This is a genomic window from Pseudoalteromonas rubra (assembly GCF_005886805.2).
GTDB classification, from domain to species: Bacteria; Pseudomonadota; Gammaproteobacteria; order Enterobacterales; family Alteromonadaceae; genus Pseudoalteromonas; species Pseudoalteromonas rubra_D.
Genome location: NZ_CP045430.1, coordinates 1008777 through 1032985, shown reverse-complemented (window position 1 = coordinate 1032985; position 24209 = coordinate 1008777). Strand labels below are relative to the sequence as shown.

Annotated in this window: 16 protein-coding genes and 1 riboswitch; of the genes, 10 read left to right on the top strand and 6 right to left on the bottom strand. The window is 45.9% G+C overall.

Annotated features, from left to right (window positions below):
* The first annotated feature begins 221 nt into the window (after positions 1 to 221).
* Positions 222 to 2165, top strand: a complete 1944-nt coding sequence (locus CWC22_RS23065) for a RecQ family ATP-dependent DNA helicase (protein ID WP_138537152.1) — start codon at positions 222 to 224, stop codon at positions 2163 to 2165.
* 267 nt (positions 2166 to 2432) lie between these two features.
* Here the strand turns inward: CWC22_RS23065 and CWC22_RS23060 are convergent, their stop codons facing one another.
* A complete protein-coding gene (locus CWC22_RS23060) occupies positions 2433 to 2744 on the bottom strand; it encodes a hypothetical protein (protein WP_138537154.1) in 312 nt (103 codons plus the stop codon).
* 840 nt (positions 2745 to 3584) lie between these two features.
* Between CWC22_RS23060 and CWC22_RS23055 the strand changes: the two genes are divergently transcribed.
* The 3 genes from CWC22_RS23055 (at position 3585) to CWC22_RS23045 (ending at position 5397) form a co-directional block, all read left to right on the top strand.
* The gene (locus CWC22_RS23055) at positions 3585 to 4028 is read left to right on the top strand and encodes a hypothetical protein (RefSeq protein WP_138537156.1); all 444 of its coding nucleotides are present in this window, start codon (positions 3585 to 3587) and stop codon (positions 4026 to 4028) included.
* Between the two features lie 135 nt (positions 4029 to 4163).
* On the top strand, positions 4164 to 4868 hold the full coding sequence (locus tag CWC22_RS23050; RefSeq protein ID WP_138537158.1) for a hypothetical protein: 705 nt from the start codon (positions 4164 to 4166) through the stop codon (positions 4866 to 4868).
* Between the two features lie 106 nt (positions 4869 to 4974).
* Positions 4975 to 5397, top strand: a complete 423-nt coding sequence (locus CWC22_RS23045) for a hypothetical protein (protein ID WP_138537160.1) — start codon at positions 4975 to 4977, stop codon at positions 5395 to 5397.
* Between the two features lie 24 nt (positions 5398 to 5421).
* On the opposite strand, the gene CWC22_RS23040 is transcribed toward CWC22_RS23045, so the two are convergent.
* The gene (locus CWC22_RS23040; protein ID WP_138537162.1) at positions 5422 to 7110 is read right to left on the bottom strand and encodes a hypothetical protein; all 1689 of its coding nucleotides are present in this window, start codon (positions 7108 to 7110) and stop codon (positions 5422 to 5424) included.
* Positions 7111 to 7464: 354 nt separating this feature from the next.
* Between CWC22_RS23040 and CWC22_RS23035 the strand changes: the two genes are divergently transcribed.
* A complete protein-coding gene (locus tag CWC22_RS23035; RefSeq protein WP_138537164.1) occupies positions 7465 to 7749 on the top strand; it encodes a type II toxin-antitoxin system Phd/YefM family antitoxin in 285 nt (94 codons plus the stop codon).
* A 72-nt stretch (positions 7750 to 7821) separates the two neighbouring features.
* Here the strand turns inward: CWC22_RS23035 and CWC22_RS23030 are convergent, their stop codons facing one another.
* From CWC22_RS23030 to CWC22_RS23020, 3 genes are read right to left on the bottom strand one after another with little or no spacing between them, the layout of a single operon-like run.
* Entirely contained in the window at positions 7822 to 9048 is a 1227-nt protein-coding gene (locus tag CWC22_RS23030) for a DUF1552 domain-containing protein (protein WP_138537166.1), read from the bottom strand.
* Between the two features lie 30 nt (positions 9049 to 9078).
* The gene (locus tag CWC22_RS23025; RefSeq protein ID WP_138537168.1) at positions 9079 to 12249 is read right to left on the bottom strand and encodes a DUF1592 domain-containing protein; all 3171 of its coding nucleotides are present in this window, start codon (positions 12247 to 12249) and stop codon (positions 9079 to 9081) included.
* Between the two features lie 12 nt (positions 12250 to 12261).
* Positions 12262 to 14064 (bottom strand): cellulose binding domain-containing protein, encoded by a 1803-nt coding sequence (locus tag CWC22_RS23020; RefSeq protein WP_138537170.1) that lies wholly within the window; start codon positions 14062 to 14064, stop codon positions 12262 to 12264.
* Between the two features lie 393 nt (positions 14065 to 14457).
* Positions 14458 to 14540: riboswitch (cyclic di-GMP riboswitch) on the bottom strand.
* 461 nt (positions 14541 to 15001) lie between these two features.
* Between CWC22_RS23020 and CWC22_RS23015 the strand changes: the two genes are divergently transcribed.
* Positions 15002 to 15421 (top strand): hypothetical protein, encoded by a 420-nt coding sequence (locus CWC22_RS23015; protein ID WP_125560565.1) that lies wholly within the window; start codon positions 15002 to 15004, stop codon positions 15419 to 15421.
* A gap of 106 nt (positions 15422 to 15527) precedes the next feature.
* Here CWC22_RS23015 and CWC22_RS23010 read toward each other — a convergent pair whose 3' ends face one another.
* The gene (locus CWC22_RS23010; RefSeq protein ID WP_138537172.1) at positions 15528 to 16439 is read right to left on the bottom strand and encodes a hypothetical protein; all 912 of its coding nucleotides are present in this window, start codon (positions 16437 to 16439) and stop codon (positions 15528 to 15530) included.
* Positions 16440 to 16870: 431 nt separating this feature from the next.
* On the opposite strand from CWC22_RS23010, the gene CWC22_RS23005 reads away from it, so the two are divergent.
* The 4 genes from CWC22_RS23005 to CWC22_RS22990 all read left to right on the top strand — a co-directional run bounded on the left by CWC22_RS23005 (position 16871) and on the right by CWC22_RS22990 (position 24119).
* Positions 16871 to 21643, top strand: coding sequence for a DUF3320 domain-containing protein (locus tag CWC22_RS23005; RefSeq protein ID WP_138537174.1), 4773 nt, complete (start codon positions 16871 to 16873; stop codon positions 21641 to 21643).
* A 413-nt stretch (positions 21644 to 22056) separates the two neighbouring features.
* Positions 22057 to 22704 (top strand): DUF4291 domain-containing protein, encoded by a 648-nt coding sequence (locus tag CWC22_RS23000; protein ID WP_138537176.1) that lies wholly within the window; start codon positions 22057 to 22059, stop codon positions 22702 to 22704.
* 70 nt (positions 22705 to 22774) lie between these two features.
* Positions 22775 to 23203: a hypothetical protein gene (locus tag CWC22_RS22995; RefSeq protein ID WP_138537178.1), complete on the top strand. Its 429-nt coding sequence runs from the start codon at positions 22775 to 22777 to the stop codon at positions 23201 to 23203.
* Positions 23204 to 23336: 133 nt separating this feature from the next.
* Positions 23337 to 24119: a class I SAM-dependent methyltransferase gene (locus CWC22_RS22990; RefSeq protein ID WP_138537181.1), complete on the top strand. Its 783-nt coding sequence runs from the start codon at positions 23337 to 23339 to the stop codon at positions 24117 to 24119.
* The last annotated feature ends 90 nt before the right edge of the window (positions 24120 to 24209 follow it).

The window sequence follows — 24209 nt, the reverse complement described above, 5'->3', positions numbered from 1 at the left end:
AGTGGTGCTCCGTTGCATCCGAACATACACACCCCACTGTCATCCCGGACGCTTGCGAGCCGGGATCTACTGACCAGCAATACTGTGGTTCCTTTTAGTCGCGAACCCTACCAACCCAGCCGTAACTCAGCTGTTATCCAACCCGTCAAACTGGTTAGGTATTACTGGAGATCAGTATTGTGTTATCTTACACGACAGTTGTTAACACGGAATTTTGCATCATGAACGAATCGGTGATCCACCAGACCTTATCGCAGCGCTTTGGCTTTTCAGCATTCAGACCTGGCCAGGAACAAACTATCACCCAGCTGGTTAACGGTCACTCTAGCCTTGCAATTTTCCCTACCGGTTCAGGTAAATCCTTGTGTTATCAGCTGACGGCCTTACAGCTCCCCAATTTAACCTTAGTTATTTCGCCTTTGCTGGCGCTCATGAAAGATCAGCTGGAGTTTTTACACAGCAAAAACATCAATGCGGCCAGTTTAGATTCAACATTAACTCGAGAGCAAAGTCAGTCTGTGATGCAAAATGTCAGAAATGGCAGCATTAAAGTGCTGATGATCTCGGTTGAGCGATTTAAGAACGAACGTTTCAGAGAATTCATCAAGCAAGTGCCTGTTTCTATGCTGGTAGTTGATGAAGCGCACTGTATCTCTGAATGGGGTCACAATTTCAGGCCTGATTATCTCAAATTACCCGACTATCGTAATGAGTTAAACATTCCACTGGTGCTGCTGCTCACCGCCACGGCGACCAAAAAAGTAAAGCGCGACATGGCGAACCGGTTTGATATAAAACCCGAGCATATCGTGCAAACGGGCTTTTATCGCGCCAATCTGGATCTAAGCGTGTATGCCTACCCGGAAGAGCAAAAAGTGCAGGCACTGATTGGCTATTTAAAGCAGCAAGCTGGCGCAGGCATTGTGTATGTCACGCTGCAACAACAGGCTGAGCAAGTGGCTAAGCAGTTGCAGGCGGCGGGCGTAAATGCCGCTGCCTATCATGCCGGGCTGGATGACAGCCTTCGTCAGAGTATCCAAAACGATTTCATGAACAATCACAAACAAGTGATTGTTGCCACGATTGCCTTTGGTATGGGCATAGACAAATCCGATATTCGGTTTGTGGTGCACTACGACCTGCCAAAATCGATAGAGAATTACAGTCAGGAGATAGGCCGTGCAGGGCGCGACGGGCAATTTTCTGAATGCATTACCCTTGCTAACTTAGATGGCGTTGCGACGCTTGAGAACTTTGTTTACGCCGACACCCCAGAGCAAGCCAGTATTCAGGCATTGATTGACGAAATTCAGTCGCAGCAACAGCAGGGGTTGTGGGAAATGCAGGAGCTCAGCGCCTCTAAAGTCAGCAATATCCGATTGCTGGCATTAAAAACCTTGTTGGTGCAGCTCGAACTTAAAGGCGTCATTGAGGCCAAATACGCCTTTTACGCCGACTTTAGGTTTAAGTGGTTACGCACAGAGCAAGAAGTTATCAGTATGTTTGATGCGAACCGTCAGCAATTTATTCAGCAGATAATTGCCAATACGCAATTTAAGAAAGTGTGGGGCACCGTTGATATTCAGGCCTTAGTGCAACTAGGGCACGACAGAAATCGAATTGTAGCGGCACTGGACTACCTGTATGAGCAAGGGCACATTGAGCTTGAGTCAAAACGCATGATGCAGGTTTATCAGGTTATTGATACTAAGCTGGCAGAGCCAAATCTGGCCAAAGAACTTGCCGACTACTTTTTAGATAAGGAGCAAGCCGAGGTTAAACGCATCGCTGCCATGCTGCGCTTTTTTGAGTTAACCACATGTTTAAGTTACAACTTGGCGCGCTATTTTGACGATGAAAATGCCCCTGAGCAATGCGGGCACTGCTCAGCGTGCCGAGGCCAAATTGCACAATTAGCCCTGTCTAAACAGACAGAATTTCCGTCGGACGACACATTACGAAGCGACCTAAGTGCGCTAAAACAGCACCTGGTGCAAATTGGTGTTACACCAAGCCTCGCAATACTGACTCGATTCCTAACCGGCATGACCTCGCCTTTGGCAACCTCTTCCAAATTCAGACAACGTGCCGGGTTTGGCAGCTGCGCAGACATTCGCTACCAGCAGGTTTTGAGTAAAGTAAAACAATTAGGTTTTGGGGTGTAACGGCGGATTAAAGAATTGGCGCATTTTTATCAGATAGCACCAAATTCAATGCGACACAGTGTCTGAATGAGTACCGACCTGGCAGTCAAACCTGACATGGCCGAACTTCTACTTCAAAACTAGAACTTTTTCTCAAAACGGCATCCACCTCGGTCATCCCGGACGCTTGCGAGCCGGGATCTACCAACGTGCGATGCAGTAACACCCCGTTGCAACCGAACTCACAAGCCCCAGCGTCACCCCAGACACTGCGTAATGACTCAGAATTTAGGGGTTAATGATTATGTATCTGGCGCTCACATAATCAGGAAGTGACGAGCAGCTAATGGAGCCATTTTTATCATCAATGTAAACTTCTACGCTTTTACCTGCCGCGAGTGCTGCCAAAACAATGGCGTTACCTTTGTCCGACGGCGGACAAATCCACTTGCCATTAGAGGCGCTTGTCCTGAATGCAGTGTTGCCACTACATTGATGAGGATAATCCATTACCCAGGTGACTTTGCCTTTACAGTTGATATCCGCCGCATTTGCCAATATAGGGAACAAAACAAGTAGAACTGGTAATAACGCTTTCATAGAGCTTCCTTTAGTGTTTAATATTTTCGCTAACGAAACAAAGTGCTTTGTTTAGCATTGCGACGAGCGGGCACTGGATGTGCCTTTATGTCAGCCTTTAACTGCATGCCTTAGAGCAATCTAACAAACTTCTTATTTATTATGGACAATTTTTGTTAGTTTGTGATTACAGGCGAGTACCGGGTTGGTTTCAACTGTAGGGGATCTACTAAAAGGTGGGGTGGGTGTCCGGGCAAAGTGGTTTCCGGGCAAAGTGGTTGTCGAATTGACAAACCCTACCGTCATCCTGGACGTCTGCGAGCCGGGAGCTACTAATGTGCGGCACAGCGGTTTCCCTTTGCAGTCGAACTCACAAACCCCTCCGTCATCCCAGACGCTTGTGAGCCGGGATCTACTAACGTGCGGCACAGAGGTACTCCGTTACGGCCGAACTTACAAACCACACCGTAATCCCGAACGTCTGCAAGTCGGGAGCTACTAATGTGCGGCACAGAGGTGATTCTTTGCTGTCGAACTCACAAACCCTACCGTCATCCTGGACGCCTGCAAGCCTGAATCTATTGACATACAACACAGCAGTTTCCTGAGGCACACTAATTGAGGGCGGGTGTCCAAGCAAAATACACTGGATGTATAGACAGTTCTTGGGCTATTATTCAATAATATTATTACGCCCCAATGTGTCCAAATTTCACATGGCTGCGACTTTTATAGTCGCAACATGTTGTTTACATCGAGTTTATTCCGTTGGACCATTAGGTTATGTAATACAACCCGTTATGTCAGTTTATGTTCCGACATAATGGGGTAGAATAAATTGTTAGCCCTTCCTAGGAAATTATGAGTAAACGTCCAAAATTAGGCGACATTATTGAGATTTCATTACCAAATAATGGAACAGGTTATGCTCAATATACCCATAAGAATAAACAGTATGGTTCCTTGCTACGTGTTTTCCAGATTAGTCAAAAAGTGGGAGATATCGCTGAACTGTTGTCTACAAAACATCAATTCACAACTTTCTTCCCATTGTCTGCAGCCTTAGCTCGTGGAATTGTTAGAGTCATTGGTAATTTAGCAATTAAAGATGAATATCAAGACTTTCCTACTTTTCGAGCAGGTTTCGCAAACAAGTCGGGTATTGTTGAGGTCTGGTGGCTATGGGATGGCGAAAAGGAAGTTCGAGTTGGAGAGTTATCAGCTAAACAGATGGAGTATCCTATTCGAGGTGTCAGAAATGATACCCTGTTAATTGAGCGCATTGGTAGTGGTTGGCAGGGCTAACAAGGCCGTTAAAAAAAGGACAACAAAACAGTTGGCTTGTGTTCCTTTTTCGCTTATTTTAACCAACTATTTTATTGCCTGTTAACAGGCGTTAGCTACAAATTGTGGCCTACCTAGGTCAATGAGTGAAAATTAATGAATAAATTGATTAAAATTTTAATCGTACTTTTTGTTGTATTCGTTTTAACACAACTGGATTTTGGTTGTTCTGCAAAAGTAAAGGAAGCTCACAAAGTAGTTGTTAACACTGGCTTTGATGAGACTCGTAACAAAGAGCATTTTAATCTGTTATCTTCGTTCGATAATCGTTATATTTTAAAGTCATTGGATATCACGGACGTTGCAAGGTTAGGTGCTATAGATTTTTATCCTGCATCTTTTTCAAATGGAGCGATTACATATATTTTAAAATTTGATAAAGCTACTTTTGATGTTTCAGAAATGGAAGTGTTAAAAGGTAAAATATCTCAAATTTACAACTATATAAGTCAATTTCAAATTGAGCATGTTGATATTTTAGAATCCGAATCAAAAAGTAAAGCAAAGTTTGTAAAAGAGATTTTTTCTGGCAATAGCTTAGAGTTATATGACCACACTGATGCCAGATTGAAGTCGTTGATTACTAGAGATAACTTCGAGGAGCTTTTATCTGAGCTTACCAAAAGTGTTTCTGGAGAGTTTGTTGTTAAACCAGTTTTAAAACTAGCATATTATGAAGTAGATAATCTTCCCTATCACTTTGAACTCGTCTACCAAGTGCATAGTCAAGGTTATGAAGCAAAAGAAATAAGAATATTAGTGAACCCAGAAAACAAAAAAGTAATGGGAATCTTTTTGTAGTTAACAAACGCTTTAATCAAGGGGCGCAAAACAGCAGGCTTGTGCTCCTTCGTTGCTAATTTTAGCCTGTGATTTTGTGCCGTTTACGGCAAGCGTTAGGTAATCAATGGAATTCCGCAATCAACTCATAATTGGTATTTCAATCATAATTGGCTGGGTACCATCGTTGATATTGGTTGCGTTAGCGTGTTTAGGTGTTTTTTCTGGCGCACTCAGTTTATTCGATAAAGCATTCCCTATGGCAATTGCTTTTGTGACGCTTGGCGTTATGGGCATATTAGGCTTTGTTGGCTCTACTTCAGTATGTTGGGGTTTGAAAATATCATATAGTAAAAGGTTTTGGTTTCTTTTGTGTGGCGTCGCTTCTTTATTAGTTGTTTCTTTGTGGTTATTTAATGGCCGCTACAATCAGCTTAACCCTCACGATAATGCAACGGCTTATTTGTTTTTTTATATTTTTATATGCCCTTTATTAATTGGCATTTTTCATGTTGTTTTACACATTAAAAATGTGGGCAAGGTGATCTAACAAGCCAAGTCAACAGCACGCTCTCTATATTCTAAATCTATTGCGTAATGCCAGGCCAATCAGAAAGACCAGTGCTATTGATGCGAGTGATTGGAACCCGGCTACAGCAAACACTGCATGAGGTATGTCGACAACCAGCTTGTCATTAACCAAAGTCCCATACAGTGCAGCTGATGATTCTGAGCGCGCATCTTTTGAACTCGGTATTATGGAGAACATCTGTGAGAAAGAAAATAACAGCGCATCGTATGTAATATCTTTCTTGTCAGATGAATAGGCATATATTGGTGCACATGTCAGCCAAAGTAAGACAAGTGATAGTGTAGGCCTGAATATACTCCGCCCGTAATCGCCAAGTTTTTGAAATAGAAACTCAGTGAGTAATTGGTGCCATGGGGTTTCAATCCATCTACTACATTTCATTTCTTCGACATGCAGATCTAAAGCGAGTTTATGATGCTTATTGGTCTCCGCCAGTTCTTTCAAACGTCGAATACGGTCTATGTCCTGCTTGTCGGCGGCTGCTGTTTTGCTTAGCCAGGGTAGCTTTCTGGAGAGTTTCCTGGAAAGTTTTAAGGCACTCTTGGCTTTAGAGTATTGGATTGGGGAGCCTGACCAAATTGTTTGGATTAGAGCAAAAAATATAGGTATAGCTTTCCCTTTGCTGGTTTTCTTTGCTCTAGTAGTAAAATGGCTCAAACTAAGTTGATGTGTAAGTTTGGTGTTGGTGAAGTCAGGTATGCAATTGAAGCTATTTCCATCTAGACTTACGGGACCGTCAAAAGTGGCAAACTTGAAAGAAAGGGATTTAATCTGTTCCGTTCCTTCGACATCTGAAAAATTGAATTGACCTTCTAATTTCAAGCCGTTGAAGCTAACGTCACCCTCACCAAATTTGGCAAGGGTGAAGCTAACGTCACCCTCACCAAATTTGGTATTCGAGAAGTAAACGTTACCCTCACCAAATTTGGCTCTCATGAAGCTTACGCGACCCTCACCAAATTGTGCACCTCTGAAGCTAATATCACCCTCACCAAATTTGGTACGGATGAAGCTAACGTTACTCTCACCAAATTTGGTTCCAATGAAGCTTACGCGACCCTCACCAAATTGTGTGTTGTAGAAGTTTACGCTACCCTCACCAAATCTGGCTCTCATGAAGCTTACGTCACCCTTATCAAATTTGGCTTCTACAAAGCTTACGTCACCCTTATCAAATTTGGCAAAACTGAAGTCAACGCGACCCTCACCAAATTTGGCACCACTGAAGTCAACGCGACCCTCACCAAATTGTGCACCACTGAAGTCAACCTTACCCTCACCAAATTGCGTGTTGAAGAAGCTTACGTCACCCTTATCAAATTTGGCACCACTGAAGTAAACGTTACCCTCACCAAATTTGGCTCTCATGAAGCTTACGCGACCCTCACCAAATTGTGTGTTGTAGAAGCTTACGCCACCCTTACCAAATTGTGCACCACTGAAGCTTACGCGACCCTCACCAAATTTGGCACGGATGAAGCTAACGTAACCCTTAGGGAATTTGTAACCCTCAAAAGACACTGTATCGTACTTTGCGAAGTCTGCCTTTGCAAAATCCACATCTGCAATAGGGTTCTCTTCTACCCATTTATTCCAGATCTCTTTACCCTGAAGCCAAAGGTCAATTGCGGCCTGGCCTTCTAATACGGTCTTGCTGTCATCGCGTGCCATAGTGTGTCGGTCCTTGGTGATGTTGGTCGCATAATTTACGTCCCTTTTTATCAGAGGTCAATTTGGCTCCCCTATACCTTGCTGCAACCTAATGCCATGAATAATATTGGCTATTTGAATAGCCTAGCCAGTCTGTGCCTAGTATCAGATATCAATTGTATTATGGTAATACCTACGCTGATTGGCGTGGGTTAGCCAGAATTGAATGGTTTTCTTAATGCTGGATAATCGCTCGAGTAATCAAACTAAGTTATGTGGACATCCCCCCAAAAGTTGTGACACACCCAACTTCTTGCTCATCATCATTAGTTAAACTATTTTTTGTACGTTATTTTGTACTTTTTAGGGTTCGTTATGAGTCGTATTCATCTGGACAAAGATATTCAGCCGCTTTCTGAGTTTCGAGCTGGTGTCGCATCCTACATTAAGCAAATCAATGAGACGCGTCGTCCATTGGTAATCACACAGCGCGGTAAAGGTGTTGCCGTTGTACTTGATGTGGCTGAATACGAAGCGATGCAAGAGAAAATTGAATTGCTCGAAGAAATGCTTACAGCGGAGGCCCAGTTAGCTTCAGGTCTGGGCGTTTCAAATGAGGATGCGCTTACTCAAGTGCTACGCCACAAAAAAAGCCCCTAAAAAGGGGCTTTGCTGTCCAGGTTATCTACAAACCCATACGACTCAATAAATAACCGTTATTAAAACAATCACCTAAACAATCACCCCCGGAATTTCCTTACCAAACCCAAGATCTACGCCACAAGCCTTAGCTGCGGTGTGCAGCACATCGTGCTGGTTGTAGCCTGAGCCGATGTCGCTGACTACGCCTCGGTTGATGCGGGCGCCGCCGCCGGCGATTAGATAGGCGCAGGGGTTGGCAGAGTGTTTGTCTGCATGGCCCATGTCGGTGGTTTCTAATACCACTGTGCTGTCTAAGATGCCGGCTGCTTTGAGCTTTTGGATCAAATAGGCGCTCAGGCTGCCCAGGTGGCTGCGCATTTCGGTGTAGTACGGGTAGTTTGGCTGGCCGTTACTGCCACCGTGGATAGCGTTGTGATAATGTCCCTGGAAGTTCAGCTCAGGAATACGGAACTCTGACTGGTGGTTACCAAAGGCCAGTGACACCGAGCTGGTCAGGTTACATTGCAAAGCTGCCACGGCAATGTCTGCTTGTAGCCTGGCCTGCTGGCTGAAGGTATCAAAGGTCAATGGGAACTCTGTGTCATCGGGGGCAATGCCACAGGAGGTGCCGCCAGAGAGCTCATCCAAACGTCGTTGGGTGTCTGCAATGGCATCAAGATGATCGTTCATGCGCTGTATTTCGTAGCCTGCAAGCCTGTTTTTAATCGCGTTGGCTGCCGACATATGCGCATTCATGATAGGCGTTTTACTGTTGCTGCCCTGGGCGCCGCCAAACACCATTTTATACACGGTGAAGGGGTTTTCCTGGAACGGCAAATGGTTACGGTTGTCTTTGGTTAAATGGCCCTGACCATTACTGTGAACGCCTAAGTTCAGATAGCGAAATGGCAGGTTCGGGCCCAGTGCATTACCCATAGTGACGTCGTAACTGTCACCGCCCCAGTTCTGGGCGAGCAGTACTGGCATTCGGCCATGGCCTGCATTGGAGTGGGCCATGTTGACCATAAAGTTACATTCGGTTTTGACCGGCTCATAGCCTGCCGACATCACGCCCAATTGCATGCTTTCACCACTGCCCGTGGGGTTCCAAAGCGAGGAGATAGACCCGCCCGGAATATAAATAGACACGGTTTTATTGGGCAGCCCGGCGTCCATCGCATCGGCATGTCGTGCGAAAAGTAGTCCTGATACCAGCGGTGATGTGCGGATCAGGGCGGTCGAAATACCCGACGCCATAAACATTTTTAATAAGCTGCGGCGCGATATCGCCATGTTATTTAAATGCTCTTTTTTCATGTTACTAACCTCTTAATGTTGTGACCCGCATTACTCGCTTCTGGACCAGGCTTTGCGATAACGCACCGACTTGAGTGAACCAAATTTCTCCAGCATGGCTCTCGGGCTTTCCTGCATCATGGTGTTGGTCAGTGTGTCGATTTCACACATATAACCGACCTGCTCTGTCTGAGACAGACGCTTGTCTTCTTCACTCGTCGGGTCGATTGAGTCATGACCCACACCCATTACGTAGCGGAACATCTGCTGTGGTAAGCAGCTTTGAGCAGAAGAAAGGTCGGCTATCACAGCACCTAATTGTTTAGTGCCGTTGAATGGCACAAAGTCACTGACTTGTGCGTACTTCTCTGGAGCATAGAGGGTGCCCGATGCGTCGATCACATTACCGTTATTGTCTTGATTGCGGATGTTGCCCACGGCATCAAAGTCTTCCATGCCAAAGCCCATCGGGTTGATGTACTTTTCGTGGCAACTTGAACAAGGCTGACCTTCCGTTAAGCTGTGGTACTTGAGTCGGTTGGTGGTCGTCGGGTCTTGTAACAAGTCAGACAGCTCGGCGAGCCTTTGCTCTCTGGCTTCAAAGGTACCGGCAGGCGGATCGGGCTGCTCCTGACACAACATACGACGGCGCACTCTGACCGAGCGTAAGATAGGGTGCGACTCGTCTACTTCAGCCCAGCGCGACATAAACGCACCATTGGCTAAGATGCCACCGCGCTGTGTGGTCTCTACTTTTTGTAGGTCATCACCCGATACGCCAGGAATGTTGTAGTGGCTGGCCAGTAACTGGTTGACGAACGTGAAGTTGGCTGTATATAGCGAGCCAAATTTTTCGTCCGGCTGAGTCATGATGTAGGAGAAGGTTTCGTTGATCTCCGCTTTCATGGCAGGTACCAGATTGGCAAAGCCCGGGTAGTGGTCCTGATCTTTACTGGCGACCTCTAAACTGCCTGTACCTAACCAGCTGCCTACAAAGTCACCCAACACAGGCTTGGCTTGCTCAGCAAGGCGGTTTGCATGGGCAATGATATGGGCTTCATCACGCAGCTCGTCACGTTCAGCGGCCTGCCACAGAAGCTGATCAGGTGTTGATCCGGTAAAGGTATAAGACAGGAAGGTAGCCATTTCCCATGACGTCAGTTCGAAGGCGTCGTAATCCAACTCTGAGTTATCCGGGTTCGCTTCACCCAATTCATGACGATAGATAAACTGTGGCGAAGACAGCAAGCCTTCCAGCGCTAACTGCATGCCCGCTGCAACGTCGTTATTGTTGAAAAAGCCCGTTGCGATCAGTCGATAACTGTCCGCTTCATCCTGGGTCAGCGGTCGACGGAATATCTGCGGCGCTAACTCATCAATCAAACGGTTGGCACAGTCTTCATTAATGGCTGCACAATTTAAAGCAGGCGAATAGCCATTATCAGCCACCCATTGTGCGATTTCTTCGGCAACCAGCAGGTAGTTGCTGTAGTTAGAAGGCTGCACAGCGGCATGGGTATTATTGATGAAAAAGCCGACCTGAGAATCCGGCGATAAGCCGTCTGATACTGCGAAATCAACTCCCAGTAAGTCTTCCACTGTGTTTTGATACTCGGTTTGGGTCAGGATTTTTAACTGTCTTGCACCGTATGCCACAGGCGCGACACCCACATCACAGGTTAAGGGGGCAGGCCACAGGGTTTGCAGATATGCCGCGATATCCGTGGCACATTGCTCATCACAGGCACCTGGCGCGCCATAAGGCATAGTCGCGGTGATCACATCAATCATTGCCTGTACATCACGTTCGGTATTAAGCGCAGGGAAGGAACCCAGACCGCCGCCTTCAGAACCATGACACCCGGCACAGTTGGTTTTGTACAGTTCCATGCCACGGGCAATGGGGTCGGTTTCAGTGACTGTGACTCGGGCAATATTACTCGGCTGGGAGGGCACTGAGTTGCTCAGCGCAATCACCTTGTAATCAAACTCGCCGGACTCCGGTAAACCCGACTCGTAATAACTGGCGTTAGAGGCAAGCGTTGCGGTGGTGTGCCAGCGGCCATCAAGCGATTTTAATCGCACCAGATAATTGGTTTCGTTATTGCTGTTGTCGTACCAGCTTAATTGCGCCTGAGCTTCGGCCGATAGGACACTGGCGCTCAGCTCCGAAGGTGCGGCCGGTTTAGCCGCCATATCAACAGGCTCAAAACTGTCTTGCTCGGCTGATAAAAAGGTCAGGTTAAAGTAAACCGGTACGGTCTCACCAATGCCACTCAGATTAGCAACCACTCGCAGTGCCTCAATACCGTAGTCCATATCAAAGGTTTTACTGTCGATGATCATCGGCGTAAGCGTGCTGACGTTAACATGGCCAGTTGCCAGCTTCACGACTAACACATCCAGGCTCATCTCTTGGTTTACGCCATGCAGGCTCATCTCACCGGTAACGGTTTGAACTGTCGGATTGCCCACTTCCAGCGTGCTCAATAGCGCAGGGTCAATCTGAGTATTGAAGTACGCCGTTGGCAGTAATTCGGTTTCAAACAGTAAGTCCATAACCCGGCTGTTTCTGATATCTACACCGGTAGACACACTATTCAAATCAACCGCCAGCGTGACGCGCCCGTCGGCATCAATACTGCCCGATAACGCAGGGGCTGCATTATCTTGCGACACAAACTGGTTCAGCTCTGCCACATGGTCTTTTTTGACCGACACATAACTCAGAGATGACTCAGTGCTGTCCAGTGCCCATAACCCCGTTTCTGTGACTGCATCCGGGGGCGTAGTCGGACCTGAATTGCTGCACACATCGCCATTGAGAGTGATGGCAACGTCTTCACTTAGGCCATTTTTACTGGCAACAAAACCCAGCCCAAATGACTGATTTGCATGGACCGTATGGCCCTGCGAGGTGATGGTACACCCAGTGTCGTTACAGTCGAAATTGCCGTTCCAGCCATTTTGTAGGGAGATGCCCGGGTTCCAGGTGAGTTCGAGGGACCAGATGTTAAAGCTCTGATCTGAATCATTCTCAATGACTATTTCGGTTTTAAAGCCGTTGTTCCAGTTATCTGGAATGGTAAATGAACACTGTGCCGCCTGAGCAAACTGCGCACTCGCAATTAAACTCATGCAAACGGCAAATTTGGCGATAGCTGGCGCCGTTGAGCTGGCACGAGTAAAGGTAGAGAATCGTGTTAAGTTATTAAATATCATCTTCTTTCCCTCCTATTCCTGCGCTTCAAACACTAAGTTAAAGCTCACGGGAACCGCGTAACTGATCACAGATAAATTCGCCAGTGTTCTCAGTGTTTCTATACCTGGCTCCAGGCCAAAATCTGTTGCATCCAGCACAACCGGCTTAAGGCTTTGCACCATGACTTTAGTGTGCGTAAGTCGGCGAACTGCCACGTCTGTAGTCACTTCGGCTATCACGCCTGTAAGGTTCACTGTGGCGGTGACGGTCTGTTTTTCGGTGCCACCGATAGGCATGGCGGCCAGGGCTGCATAATCAACCGCAAGCAACACTTCGGCTTCAGGGAACAAGCTGGTATCGAATAGGTGCTCCTTCATTCTGCCATCCCGGGTTTCGTTACCCGTATTGACGCTGGTCAGATCCAAAGTGAGCCTTGCTGCCCCTTGCGTAGAAATACTGCCGCTGAGGTTTTCAAAGGTGTGTGCTTCAACTACATGCTGTTTTTTGGTGGAGACAAAGTAAAGGCTGGAGCTTTGTGGGTTTAACTCAAATGGTCCGGTGATGGGTGCCACATCCGGCTCTTCGACCTGAATGCTAATGGGCTGGCTGACTGTGGTATTGACCCCGTCGTTGACCGATAGTTTGATCGTAAATGTACCTGTTTGATCGAAAACATAAGCAGGGTTTTGCTCGTTTGATGTATTACCGTTACCAAAATCCCAGTTGTACGTCAGGGCATCCCCGTCTGGATCGGAAGAGTCACTGCCATCAAAGTTCACCGTTAAAGGACGCTGGCCGCTTGTCACAGAAGCTGATGCAATGGCCGAGGGGGCGCGATTTATATTGCCGTCTACCGAACATAACCCGCCCAGTGAAGGCGTTGTTGGTGAGTCATTTTCTTGTGCCTTTTGGGCATTGAAACCAAAATTTAAACTTTGACCCGGGTTGATGGTGCCGTTGTAGTTCTCGTTCACAATCTCATACGGATTATTGCCACTGTGATTGCCATGCCAGACGCCAGTCAGTTTAGTGTTGTCGGCAAACTCCATCAGTACTTTCCAGCCTGAAATGGCCACGCTCTCTGTATTGGTGATTGTGACCTTGCCGCGAAAGCCCGAGATCCACTCTTGTTCCACTTCAAACAGACAGAGTGCTGATTCTGGCTGAGCTTCTTCAATCGAGAGCGCAATCGGTGCCGCCTGGTAGTCATTGGTGCCGTCGTTGATGGTTAATGACACCTGGTAATTACCCGGCTGCTCAAAAGTATGTTGTGGGCTCATTTCATCTGAGTTTTGGCCGTTACCAAAATCCCACAGGTAGCTCACGTTGTCCGATGCTGAGTTAGCAATTTCGCTGCTGAACTGGATAGTGGCAGGTGCCGTGGCCTGAGTGTCTGACGCGGTAATGGCAACACTGACTTCGTTATCGTCATCCTGCCCGCCGCTCTCACAAATGCCGGATAAGCTCGGTGTAACTGCGGCTTGCCCGGCACTTTTTTGCACGTTGAAGCCAAAAGTCTTGGATGAATTTGGATTAATCTTGCGATTCCAGCTGAGGTTCTCAAATTGGTAGGGGTTGCTACCGCCCAGTTGAGCGCTCCAGGCGTTATTGATGGACTCACCCTGATTAAACTCTAATCCGACTGACCAGCCATCAATAGCAACATCGGTGTTGTTATACACGGTGACTTCTGCGGTATAACCGCTTTGCCATTCGTTCTTCACTTTGAACTCGCACTGCGCAGCCAAGCCGTGTATGGAGTGCCCCAAAGCCAGTAAGCAGAAACTGGTTTTTAAAAACCGGTGCTGCCTGGTGTTGTATTTACGTTGTCTCATGAAAGTTCCCCGAAACATTGCCATTTGACATGTTAATTCCCTGCTGCTCTTCGCGGGTTAAGCGTTGACCAGAGCTAACAGGCTGCAATAGCAAGAGCAAGTTCAGGTATGAGGAGAGACCAAAAGAGGGAGGTATGACAGCTCATGCCATTGGCGTGAATACCAATATGCTACGCAATGCGCATACAAAACAACAGTATGCACATAACACCAACTTCACTTAATACGTGTTCAATTTAAAGGAGCAAATCTGACGCTAACTGTGTTAAAAATTTTTCAATTAGCCCAGCTAAACATCAAAATTCTCGCCTTGTTATCGGCAATATTTTCTCGCTTCAAAGTTGCCCACTTAATTAAGCAAATTGGTTTACGCTTCATTTATACTCATTGGCATTCAGCAACCCCGCTATCTTAGTACGCACCTTAGACCGGAAGCTTTGCGTCCCTTCCTTTCGAAAGGTTTGCTATTTTAAGCCTGTCTGAGGAAGGTAGCCCAAAATTGCAATAATCACAAAGCCCACACTGCAACTTTCACATTATTTGCACATTTCACCTGAATTAAGGCCAAAAGGCTGTTTGAATTTTGTTCTCACTCATTATGAAGTCCTTAAAATTTAATGCTTTATGCTCAATTTTTGAAATGTGCACAATGTGGCTAAATTGTGCAAGGAGATAGCGGGGGGCCCTAAATTTGATTTGATTATGGTATATTTTCTGTTTGTGATTGATGGACATCCTTTCTAAAGATCTAAGGGATGATTCTGGTATGATGCCTTTATTGGGGACGCTTCGCGAGGCGTAGGGGGGTTAGTTTTGCCTAATTACTCAGGTGATATGTGGCGAAGCTGTGCGTAAGGTGGAGCTCAGTCACTGATAAATACGCTTTCTCATTGAGGGCGCTTGTGATGATGATTAATAGGTTTTCCGGAGATATGTTTTGAATCAAAAAAGCAGACAGTTGTTACATGTGTTTGTCGTGGCATTGGGGCTGATTCTTTTAATAATATACAAAGCGACTAATAGTGAGAATGAACATGTCAGGCTTGAAGGGGATGTTTCTCAGTTGCTCCTTAGAGATGGAGATAAAGCTAAGCTACTCTCTTTTTATGACTCAACAGATGTGGGCTCACTAAATATCGGTATTGAAGGCTTTAGCCGAAGCGACGCATTATTTGAAAAAAAGAAAAGCCAATACAAAGCAAAGACGCTGAACTTTGTCTGTACGCACGATGTACTAAAGAAATACTTAGACTCCGGGGCAAAAATTATTGTTGACCTGACGGTTGGTAAAAACCTCGCCGATATAATAGTCAACTTCCATGTCACATCGGCTCGCTGTAGTAGGTTAAGGTTGTAGGTTAAATCAGCATCAGAATGTAAATAACAGACACCAGTGCAAAGATTTTTCAGCTGGTTTTGGCGCTACTACGAGTATCTGTGCAAGGAATGTGCTGGAGTTAGTGTTATTTTTTAAATGCGCGCCTTGCCCTGGCAAGTTTATCTTTATCCATTGTTGATGATACGTGCTCCCATAATTGTTCCTTGAGTGTATCAGGCACCTTTTCCAGGTTATCGGGTCGTTTTTGCGAAAAGTCCCAACCTCCAAAAAACCTAGCTGCTCCTTCTGTCTGTGCTGTACTTAGCTGGGTTGAGTTAATGATTGAGATGATGTTAGCCGTTGTGTAGTTAAACAGCATTTTCCTTGCAACATCCTCATAGGATGGATAACCTGACCAAGGTCCAGCGCCGGAGCCATACCATTCGAGTAAAGCCAGGACCTGTAGGCGTTTATCTGGTATTGCAGCTGTGAATGGAGCCATCAATCGCTGCGCATCTCTTGTGCCATAAGGGGTTAGGATCTTTGTCCAGACTGCACTGATTGATGAGGGCATTGCACCAAGCCAGCGCTGCTCATTTTTCTGGTTTTGTACTTGCTCTTTCCTTTGCGTATCAAACATCTGTCGTGGCCACGGCACGCCGCGATCATCAAACCAGGTCAGCAATTTATCTGTATCGACTACAGACGCATCACTGTTCCAGTGTGAGAAGCGTATATAGTTACCACTAATATATGATAAAGCTCCTAGCTCTTTATCACCTTTGTACAAATAAATTACGGGATTACCCACGCATAAACAGAGTCGCTCTGTTTCGGGGCGTTCAATTACCAGGCTGTTTTTCAAAGCTGATAAGTCTTCTCTTTTTTCGGATTCAAATTGCACCAGTGCGTTTATTGGATCTTTTACTACTAACCTTTCTGCCTGCTCAATGATCTGGTGCAGTTGTTTTAGGTTAACAGGTTTCTGTGTCTCACTCGCATAGGTTGCTGACATACAGCACACCAGAAAAATGGCATATAACAATCTGTATTTCATGGCAATTACTGCTTAAAAGAGATTCGTAGTGTAGAGTTATCATAATTTGTAGCTCTGTCAATCATCAGTATTCATTCGCTGCTAAACTTATCCGAGGGAATCAGAAGTATTTAAACTAATACCTTCAAACAGACTTTGAGCAGGTCTTACCGGCTAGGGTAAAACTTGAACCACAAATCGTCGGTTATTTATGCACTTTGTCATTTACCTACTATCCAGGCTCCGCTTAGGAAGCAGCATATATGTAACTGCTATCTATTCGTTTATTCCATACTTTAACTAATTTGGCTCTATTAAACTTCTCTCAAAACAACTATCTGACTTGCTTATGAAGTGGCAAAACCACTCTTGTGGCTCTACGCTTTATTGTTAGCTCTATTTTTATTCTATTTATTCAAGGTTGGCTGGGTAAGTTATTACAAGGGTTGTTTATGATGATTGAGCAGAAATTGGAAAGTGCACGACTGGAGTTGCTTGATATGGGGCTGCGGGCAAACCCACAGCTAAACTATCGTAGCAGTGGAAAAGCGATAGATATAATAGACGAAAAGTCTGAGCAAGTTTTTGAGTTGCTTGTCGAAAAAGAGAAAACAATGAGCTTTTTGCCATTACCAAAGGCTTATCAAAACAACATCAGCGACGATGATCAAAGCACTTTTTTTCAGTCTGATGAAGACACTGAGTTACCTCCGCTGGATTTGTATTTGGAGCAGCAAAAGGGGGAGGCACGATTTAGCGATAAGTATCTTCAAACCGGGCTTATGCCTGCAAAGCTTGATAAGGCACTTTTAAAATTAGAGGCGGATGCACATACAATGCTGCAAGAGCAGGGTATAGAAGTAATGTACCTGGGGCTTGGGTTTTTGCAATGGCATGAACCGTCCAATACGCGTGTGTCGCGATACGCACCTTTGATCCTGGTCCCCGTAAAGCTTACAAGGTCGTCCGCGAGGGATAGCTTTAAGCTGAAATATACGGGTGAGGAGCTGGGCTCTAACCTGACGCTGGCCGCAAAATTGAGAACCGAAATCAAACTACAATTACCTACTTACACGGTTGAAACTACTTTAGCAGACTATTATCAAGCAGTTGCGAATGCTGTCGGGAAGCAATCAAGCTGGACAGTCCACCCGGATAAAATCGGTCTGGGGCTCTTCTCGTTCGGCAAGTTTCAAATGTATATGGATTTAGATCCAAGTGGCTGGCCAGAAGGAAAAAAACCTGGACAGCTGCCGCTCATGACACGCCTTCTGAGTGAGGGGTTTAGCTCAGCAACCGATTACAACACCAGTGAATTGGCGCACCCAGAAAAGCTTCATTTGGTAATAGATGCAGACTCCAGTCAGATAGCGGCGATTTTGGCAATGAAGTCGGGTGCTGATTTTATCATTCAGGGTCCACCTGGTACTGGCAAGTCTCAAACCATTACCAACATCATTGCTGAGGCAGTTGCTTTGGGTAAAAAAGTGCTGTTTGTGGCACAGAAAATGGCGGCACTGGAGGTGGTGAAGAAGCGGCTTGATGAAACTCACCTCGGGCTTGCCGTACTCGAGCTGCACAGCCACAAAAGTACCAAGAAAGTGGTACTGGCTTCTATCTCAGAGTCACTGGCACAAGGCAAGCCCCAGATAGTAGACAGAGGGCAAGAGTTTGCTGAGCTTACAGCCGCCAAATCACTACTGGATTCTTATGCGAAAGAAGTGCGAGTGCCCATTCTCAATAGCAAAATCAATTATATCAGTGCATTGGGTAAGCTGATGCAGCTTGAGCAAGCGTCAACAGGCAAACCAATACCACTGTTGCCATTTAGCTTGTTTTCACAATGGACAGACGAAACATACCATCAAGTAATAAAAATTGTTGACGAACTGGTCCAGCAGATACAGCAAATGGGGGAGCCAGCCGCACACCCGTTTGCTATGTCTACCAGACAGGACTTTTCTCCCGCGATGCATCAGTCGTTATCCGCTGAGATGCTCGCATTGAGCGATGAAATAACAGCAGTGGTTGCTCATAGTCAAACGGTTGCAGACCACATACAGCTTGAAAGCCCCGACAGCTTGCAGGCAGTATCTCAATTGATTTCCACCGCTCATTGGTTGTCTGAGGTGCCTGAGCTTCATGGCGTACAAGTAGATAACGCTGTGTGGGTTTCGGACGAGCAACAGGTAGTACGTGGCCTGGAGAGTCTTGAGCGCGCCATGTTGCTTAAAAAGGCAGTTCAAGCAGAGTTTATTGCACTTGTGTTTGAGGCCGATTTACTGAGTATCCGTGAAGGGTTAGTTGGAAAAACGGATAAATGGTGGCGCTTTTTGTCGCCTGGTTTCAGAAAAGCGAAAACTAAGCTCTCTGGCCTGTACAAAGGTACTTTGCCGAGCAACCCAGCAAAGTGGTTAGAGTTATTAGATACGGTGTTGGAGTATAAAAGTGCGAAACGCGAGTTTGATACCTACTATACGTTTCTATCGAGTGCTTTTGGCACGCTATGGCAGGGAGAGCACTCTGACTTGGCAGAGCTCAAACGGGTTTTTGAATGGATCTGCGGCTACTATCAAAAAGTGAACAGTGGTCAGCTGCAATTGAAGCTGGCGAAAGTAATTGATGCAGGTGTAGATAAACAACTGCTACTGAATGAGTCAGAAGGGCTGAAACGATTGCATAATGAGTCGTTACACCTGTGTAATCGATTAACAGAAATCGTTGCGATAGACCCGCAAAGGTCAGAGTATGAACTTGCGACAATGAAATTTGGTTCTTTGTCTGATCTTATAGCGAGTTGGAATAAGCCAGAGCAGCTGTATGAGTTTGCACGATATAACCAGATAGTTACTGCGCTTGAGCAATATCAGGTCCAGCCTTTCGTAAAACTGGCCTTCAACTGGAAAGAGCCCCCGGAAGCCTTGTTGCACGTGTTTGAGAAAAGCTATTACCAGGGCTTGGTTGATTATGCGTATGCTAACTCCGCCTCTATCCGACAATTTGACCGGACAAAGCACGAAAAGACCATCAAAGATTTCAAAAAAGTGGACGAAGAAAGTCTGTTTTTCGCTCAGGAAAAGCTTGTCGGTCAGTTGTTTGAACAGTTACCGAATAAAAATGCAAAAGGAGAAATGGAACTGGTACTGCGGGAGCTCAGTAAGAAGACGCGCCATATTCCTTTGCGAAAATTATTAAGTGAAGCGGGCCATGTTATTCAACAGATTAAACCTATCTTTATGATGAGCCCTATGTCTATCGCAACTTACCTTAAGCAAGGTGCGCTGGAATTTGATTTGATTGTTTTTGATGAAGCCAGCCAGATCCCTGCTCCAGATGCATTGGGGGCGATGATGCGGGGGAGTCAGGTGATTGTAGTTGGCGATAGTAAGCAGATGCCACCCAATAGCTTATTTGCGAAGTCGGTGGAGTTGGAAGACGAAGAGCTTGAAAAGAGTGATACCGCTGACATTGAGAGCATACTGGCACTCATGGAATCTAAAGGTGCGCCAAGCCATATGTTGAAGTGGCATTATCGTTCACGCCACGATTCGTTAATAGCCGTTTCAAATGATCAGTTTTACAAAAATGAGTTGATCGCATTTCCGAGCCCCGGGTTTCATCGTGATGCAACCGGGCTGAAGTTCCACTATTTGCCAGAGAGCTGGTACGAAAAAGGGGGGTCAAGAACTAACCCCGGAGAAGTAAAAGCGGTGGTAGCGGCTGTGCTTAAGCACGCTCTGACCAAACCCCATTTATCGCTTGGTATTGTTGCTTTTAGTTTGTCTCAGCGCGATGCAATCATTCTGGAGCTTGAGAAAGTGCGTCGTTTACATCCAGAAACTGATGGGTTCTTTGAACGCCATGCTGGTGGTGATGAGTTTTTTGTAAAGAACCTTGAGAACGTTCAGGGTGATGAACGAGACGTCATCTTTATTAGTATTTGTTATGGAAAAACGAAGTCGGGCCAGATAAGCCAGAACTTTGGTTTGTTAAACAAGCCAGGGGGAGAGCGTAGACTCAATGTATTAATATCCAGGGCTAGGTTGTCTATGGAGGTCTTTGCGAACTTCCATGGGCAAGAGCTCAGAGTGGATAGTGGTAGCCCATTCGGGCTGCGTGCATTGCAGGCGTTTTTAGAGTTTGCTGAATTCAACAAATCAGAAACGGCTGTTGACGGCGAGCAGGAAGCAAATTTTGCTTTTGGTCGTGTACTGCAAGATGCCATTCAAAGCTTGGGTTTTGACGTTGCGGCACAAGTGGGAAATCAGGGGTATTTTATTGACTTGGCAATACGCCACCCAAGTTATCCTGAGCAATATGTTTTGGCATTTGAGTATGATGGCGCGGGTTACTATGAAGCGGTTTCTGCCAGGGACCGGGAGCGGTTGAGACAAAGCGTATTAGAAGGGTTAGGATGGAAATTTGCGCGTATCTGGTCAACCGACTGGTACAGAGATCCAAAATCGGAGCTGCACAGACTGAAAGAGGTGATTGAAGAAGCCATATTGAGTCACGATGCACACATTGCTGCACTGGAAGATGGCACTGAACAGGCAGCGGTATTGGCTGATACTTTATCTATGACTACAGAAACCGAGCCTCAAGATACAGCCCCGGTAATACAAAGAAGTGAAGTAGCAGAAGAGGCGACATTCGATGCGTGCAAAACCCCTTATAAAAAAGTGGATGTTTCTGAACTCAACATGCCCAAGGTTGATGATTTTAGTGCTATTCCATTAAGTGCAATAGAGCATGCGATTGAGCGAGTTGTAGCAAGTGAATATCCAATCTTTGCTTCTATCGTTGCAAGTCGTTTGGCTAATGCTGCTGGTTTGTCTCGTGTGGGAAGTAAAATAAAACGGATAGTGGATCAGGCCATTGATGGTTTAGCAGGCAAGGGAGCGATTCAAAAAGATGATAACACGGTACTATGGCCCAAGGGGGTGTCCACAGTAAAGTTAAGGAATTGGGATGCTACAGACGCCTCTATGAAAAAACTGGAAAACGTCTGTGATGCTGAGCTGACCAATGCACTTTTATTGACGGTACGAGATGCTCACGCTATCAATATGACAGACTCAGCATCTGCTGCGCTTGGGTTACTTGGATTTCAGCGTGCCACCGCTCAAGCCGTAGAGAGAGTGAACCGATTGGCAGCCGAGCAGTGCAGAAAAGGAATACTGACCAGTGAAAACGACAGATTAAAAATCGCGGTGAGGAACTGAGTGCACAAAAAAGGGCAAACTTAGAGTATTGAAGATATCGGAGTTTGCCCTGCACCTGCGAACATATTATAAGGCCTGATATAAAAGCCCTGTTTAAAACAAGCACGCATTTAAATTGGTCGTATCAAAAATGCAGAGCCTGAGTGCTTACAAAAGCTTCATGCAGGTGCTTGTGTGAAAATCGCCCTGAAAACCACGTTTCTTCTTTCTATCTCCATGATATTTATCACTATTCCTGACATCAAGTAACTGATTAGTGTAAAATAACCCTTCTTTTGCATAATGGATGATTTTAGTGGCCGCTGTGCCTGGCATCACAGGTGAGGCAGTATTACTGCCGCATGATAGTTTGGGTGCTCAGTTACAGGTCATCAATTATAGAAAGTCCCTTTACAGGAGTAGGTTAAAAGTAAGTGGTTAAAAATAATATACGCTGTGACAGTTATCAGGCGCAGCTGGCCCGGTGGCCAAAAGAAGGAAAAGTGATACTGGCACAACACGATGAAGAATCTGTCACTGTATATCAGGCATACAATCAATCGATTGGTCAGTATGCTGCTAAACATCAAACATTTGGTGGTGACTTTAGTTTCACCAGGATGACGTGGATAAAGCCCAACTTTCTATGGATGATGTACCGTTCGGGCTGGGGAACTAAAGTAAATCAAGAGCTCACACTGGCCGTTAAAATTCGTCGCGCGGCATTCGACAGCATACTTGCGCACTCCGTACCCTCTTCCTTTGAACAGAGTCAATACCAAACCCGGGATGAGTGGAAGTCGGCGATGACAGGATCAGATGTGCGCCTGCAATGGGACCCTGATCATGGACCATATGGTGACAAGCAAGCACGCAGGGCGATCCAGTTGGGTATCAAAGGCGAAACGGTTCAGAGTTATGCCCGTGACTGGATATTGGATATATCCGATATTTCGGAATTTGTTAATGAGCAAAGAGAAAATATAAAAAATGGCAGACTGGACTTGCTGTGTACGCCGAAAGAGTCGGTGTATATACCTGCGGATGAGTCTCTGCACAAAAAACTGGGATTAGACCTGTAGTAATTACTTGTTTTGAGTACCCAAATATCATTCTGGTTGATGAGATCAGAGATTTAAAAGGAATACCATTGTGGAATTTATTTTTGAACCCCTTGTTGGACTTGGCGCGCTGAAATTCGGGATGTCCAAGTCTGAAGTAAACGCATTGTGTGCAGGGGTGTCAGGTATTAGTGACCTGCAGTATCAAGGCGGAAAACTGGTCGCGTTTTCAATCGACCCTTCTTCTGTTGAACAGAGCCTGGTTTTTGCTGGCAATGATGTCCTTAAGCTGGATAAGTTAGAGGCAGCGCTTTTTTTTGCGGGCCAAAGCAATTGCTACGGGCAATCGCAGGGCGGATCGCTTTACTTCACTGATCTGGGGTGTGCACTTCTTCAGTTTGAATCGCCTTTTCGTACCTTCTTGTTCTTCGCTGCCGGGTATGATGCCGGTGAGCCACTAGCAGACATATCGCCAGATTCAATTAAATCTTACTACCAAGACTGCCATTGGGAAGATTAGGGGGTTTGGGTAATTGTCGCTGCAAAAAGTGATTGTAAGAACAGCTGAGTTGTCACTCACTAAACTGGTCAGAGTCAGGGTATTTAGATAAAGTTAACCCCCTCTGAATAGATACATAACGCATGGAAAGACGATGGATTATTTGAGTATTAATAAGTCAGCCTGGGATAAAAGAACCCAGGTACACGTAGCATCAGAATTTTATGATGTGGACGGATTCAAGGCCGGGCAATGTTCACTGAACCCGGTTGAACTGGCGCAAGTGGGACCTGTGAAGAGCAAGTCTTTATTGCATCTGCAATGTCACTTTGGCCAGGATACACTATCCTGGGCACGTTTGGGTGCCGATGTAACCGGGGTAGACCTATCAGCAAGTGCCATTGCGCAAGCTAACACCCTTAAAGATGCGCTTGGTTTAAAAGCGGAGTTTATCGAAAGTGATGTGATCCACTTTGGCCAAAGCAATATGCGTCAGTTTGATATCGTGTTCACTTCATACGGTGTTTTGTGTTGGTTGCCCGATTTAACTGCATGGGCAAAGACAGTGGCCGGCGCACTAAAAGTGGGTGGAGTGTTTCACCTGGTTGAGTTTCATCCCATTAATGACCTGCTGGCAGGCTATGCATATTTTCCTCATGGTGCGCCTGATATTGAAGAAGAGGGTACCTACACAGAAAACTGTGATGGCACTAAAGCCACTACCGTGACCTGGACCCACTCGGTCAGTGATGTGGTCAACGCGCTGATTGGTGCGGGTCTGAATATTGAGTCTTTTGTTGAGCACCCATATAGCCCGTATGATTGCTTTGAGGGGCTGGAGTTCGTGCCTGAGTTGGGGTATCAAAAGCTGCATCAAGGTCAGCAAGTACCGATGTTGTACTCAATTAAGGCCAGTAAAAGTCGGACGCCTGTTTAATAGTACGCTATCACCGTTACTGACTAGGTTAACTGTGGTGCTGTTTGTGTTCCCTGGCCAGCAACTCAATAAACGCTAATTTGGATGGTC

Excerpts from the sequence above, each read along its gene's own strand:
- CWC22_RS23065 (WP_138537152.1), top strand. The coding sequence starts at position 222 with ATGAACGAATCGGTGATCCACCAGACCTTATCGCAGCGCTTTGGCTTT.
- CWC22_RS23060 (WP_138537154.1), bottom strand. The coding sequence starts at position 2,744 with ATGAAAGCGTTATTACCAGTTCTACTTGTTTTGTTCCCTATATTGGCA.
- CWC22_RS23055 (WP_138537156.1), top strand. The coding sequence starts at position 3,585 with ATGAGTAAACGTCCAAAATTAGGCGACATTATTGAGATTTCATTACCA.
- CWC22_RS23050 (WP_138537158.1), top strand. The coding sequence starts at position 4,164 with ATGAATAAATTGATTAAAATTTTAATCGTACTTTTTGTTGTATTCGTT.
- CWC22_RS23045 (WP_138537160.1), top strand. The coding sequence starts at position 4,975 with ATGGAATTCCGCAATCAACTCATAATTGGTATTTCAATCATAATTGGC.
- CWC22_RS23040 (WP_138537162.1), bottom strand. The coding sequence starts at position 7,110 with ATGGCACGCGATGACAGCAAGACCGTATTAGAAGGCCAGGCCGCAATT.
- CWC22_RS23035 (WP_138537164.1), top strand. The coding sequence starts at position 7,465 with ATGAGTCGTATTCATCTGGACAAAGATATTCAGCCGCTTTCTGAGTTT.
- CWC22_RS23030 (WP_138537166.1), bottom strand. The coding sequence starts at position 9,048 with ATGAAAAAAGAGCATTTAAATAACATGGCGATATCGCGCCGCAGCTTA.
- CWC22_RS23025 (WP_138537168.1), bottom strand. The coding sequence starts at position 12,249 with ATGATATTTAATAACTTAACACGATTCTCTACCTTTACTCGTGCCAGC.
- CWC22_RS23020 (WP_138537170.1), bottom strand. The coding sequence starts at position 14,064 with ATGAGACAACGTAAATACAACACCAGGCAGCACCGGTTTTTAAAAACC.
- CWC22_RS23010 (WP_138537172.1), bottom strand. The coding sequence starts at position 16,439 with ATGAAATACAGATTGTTATATGCCATTTTTCTGGTGTGCTGTATGTCA.
- CWC22_RS23005 (WP_138537174.1), top strand. The coding sequence starts at position 16,871 with ATGATGATTGAGCAGAAATTGGAAAGTGCACGACTGGAGTTGCTTGAT.
- CWC22_RS22990 (WP_138537181.1), top strand. The coding sequence starts at position 23,337 with ATGGATTATTTGAGTATTAATAAGTCAGCCTGGGATAAAAGAACCCAG.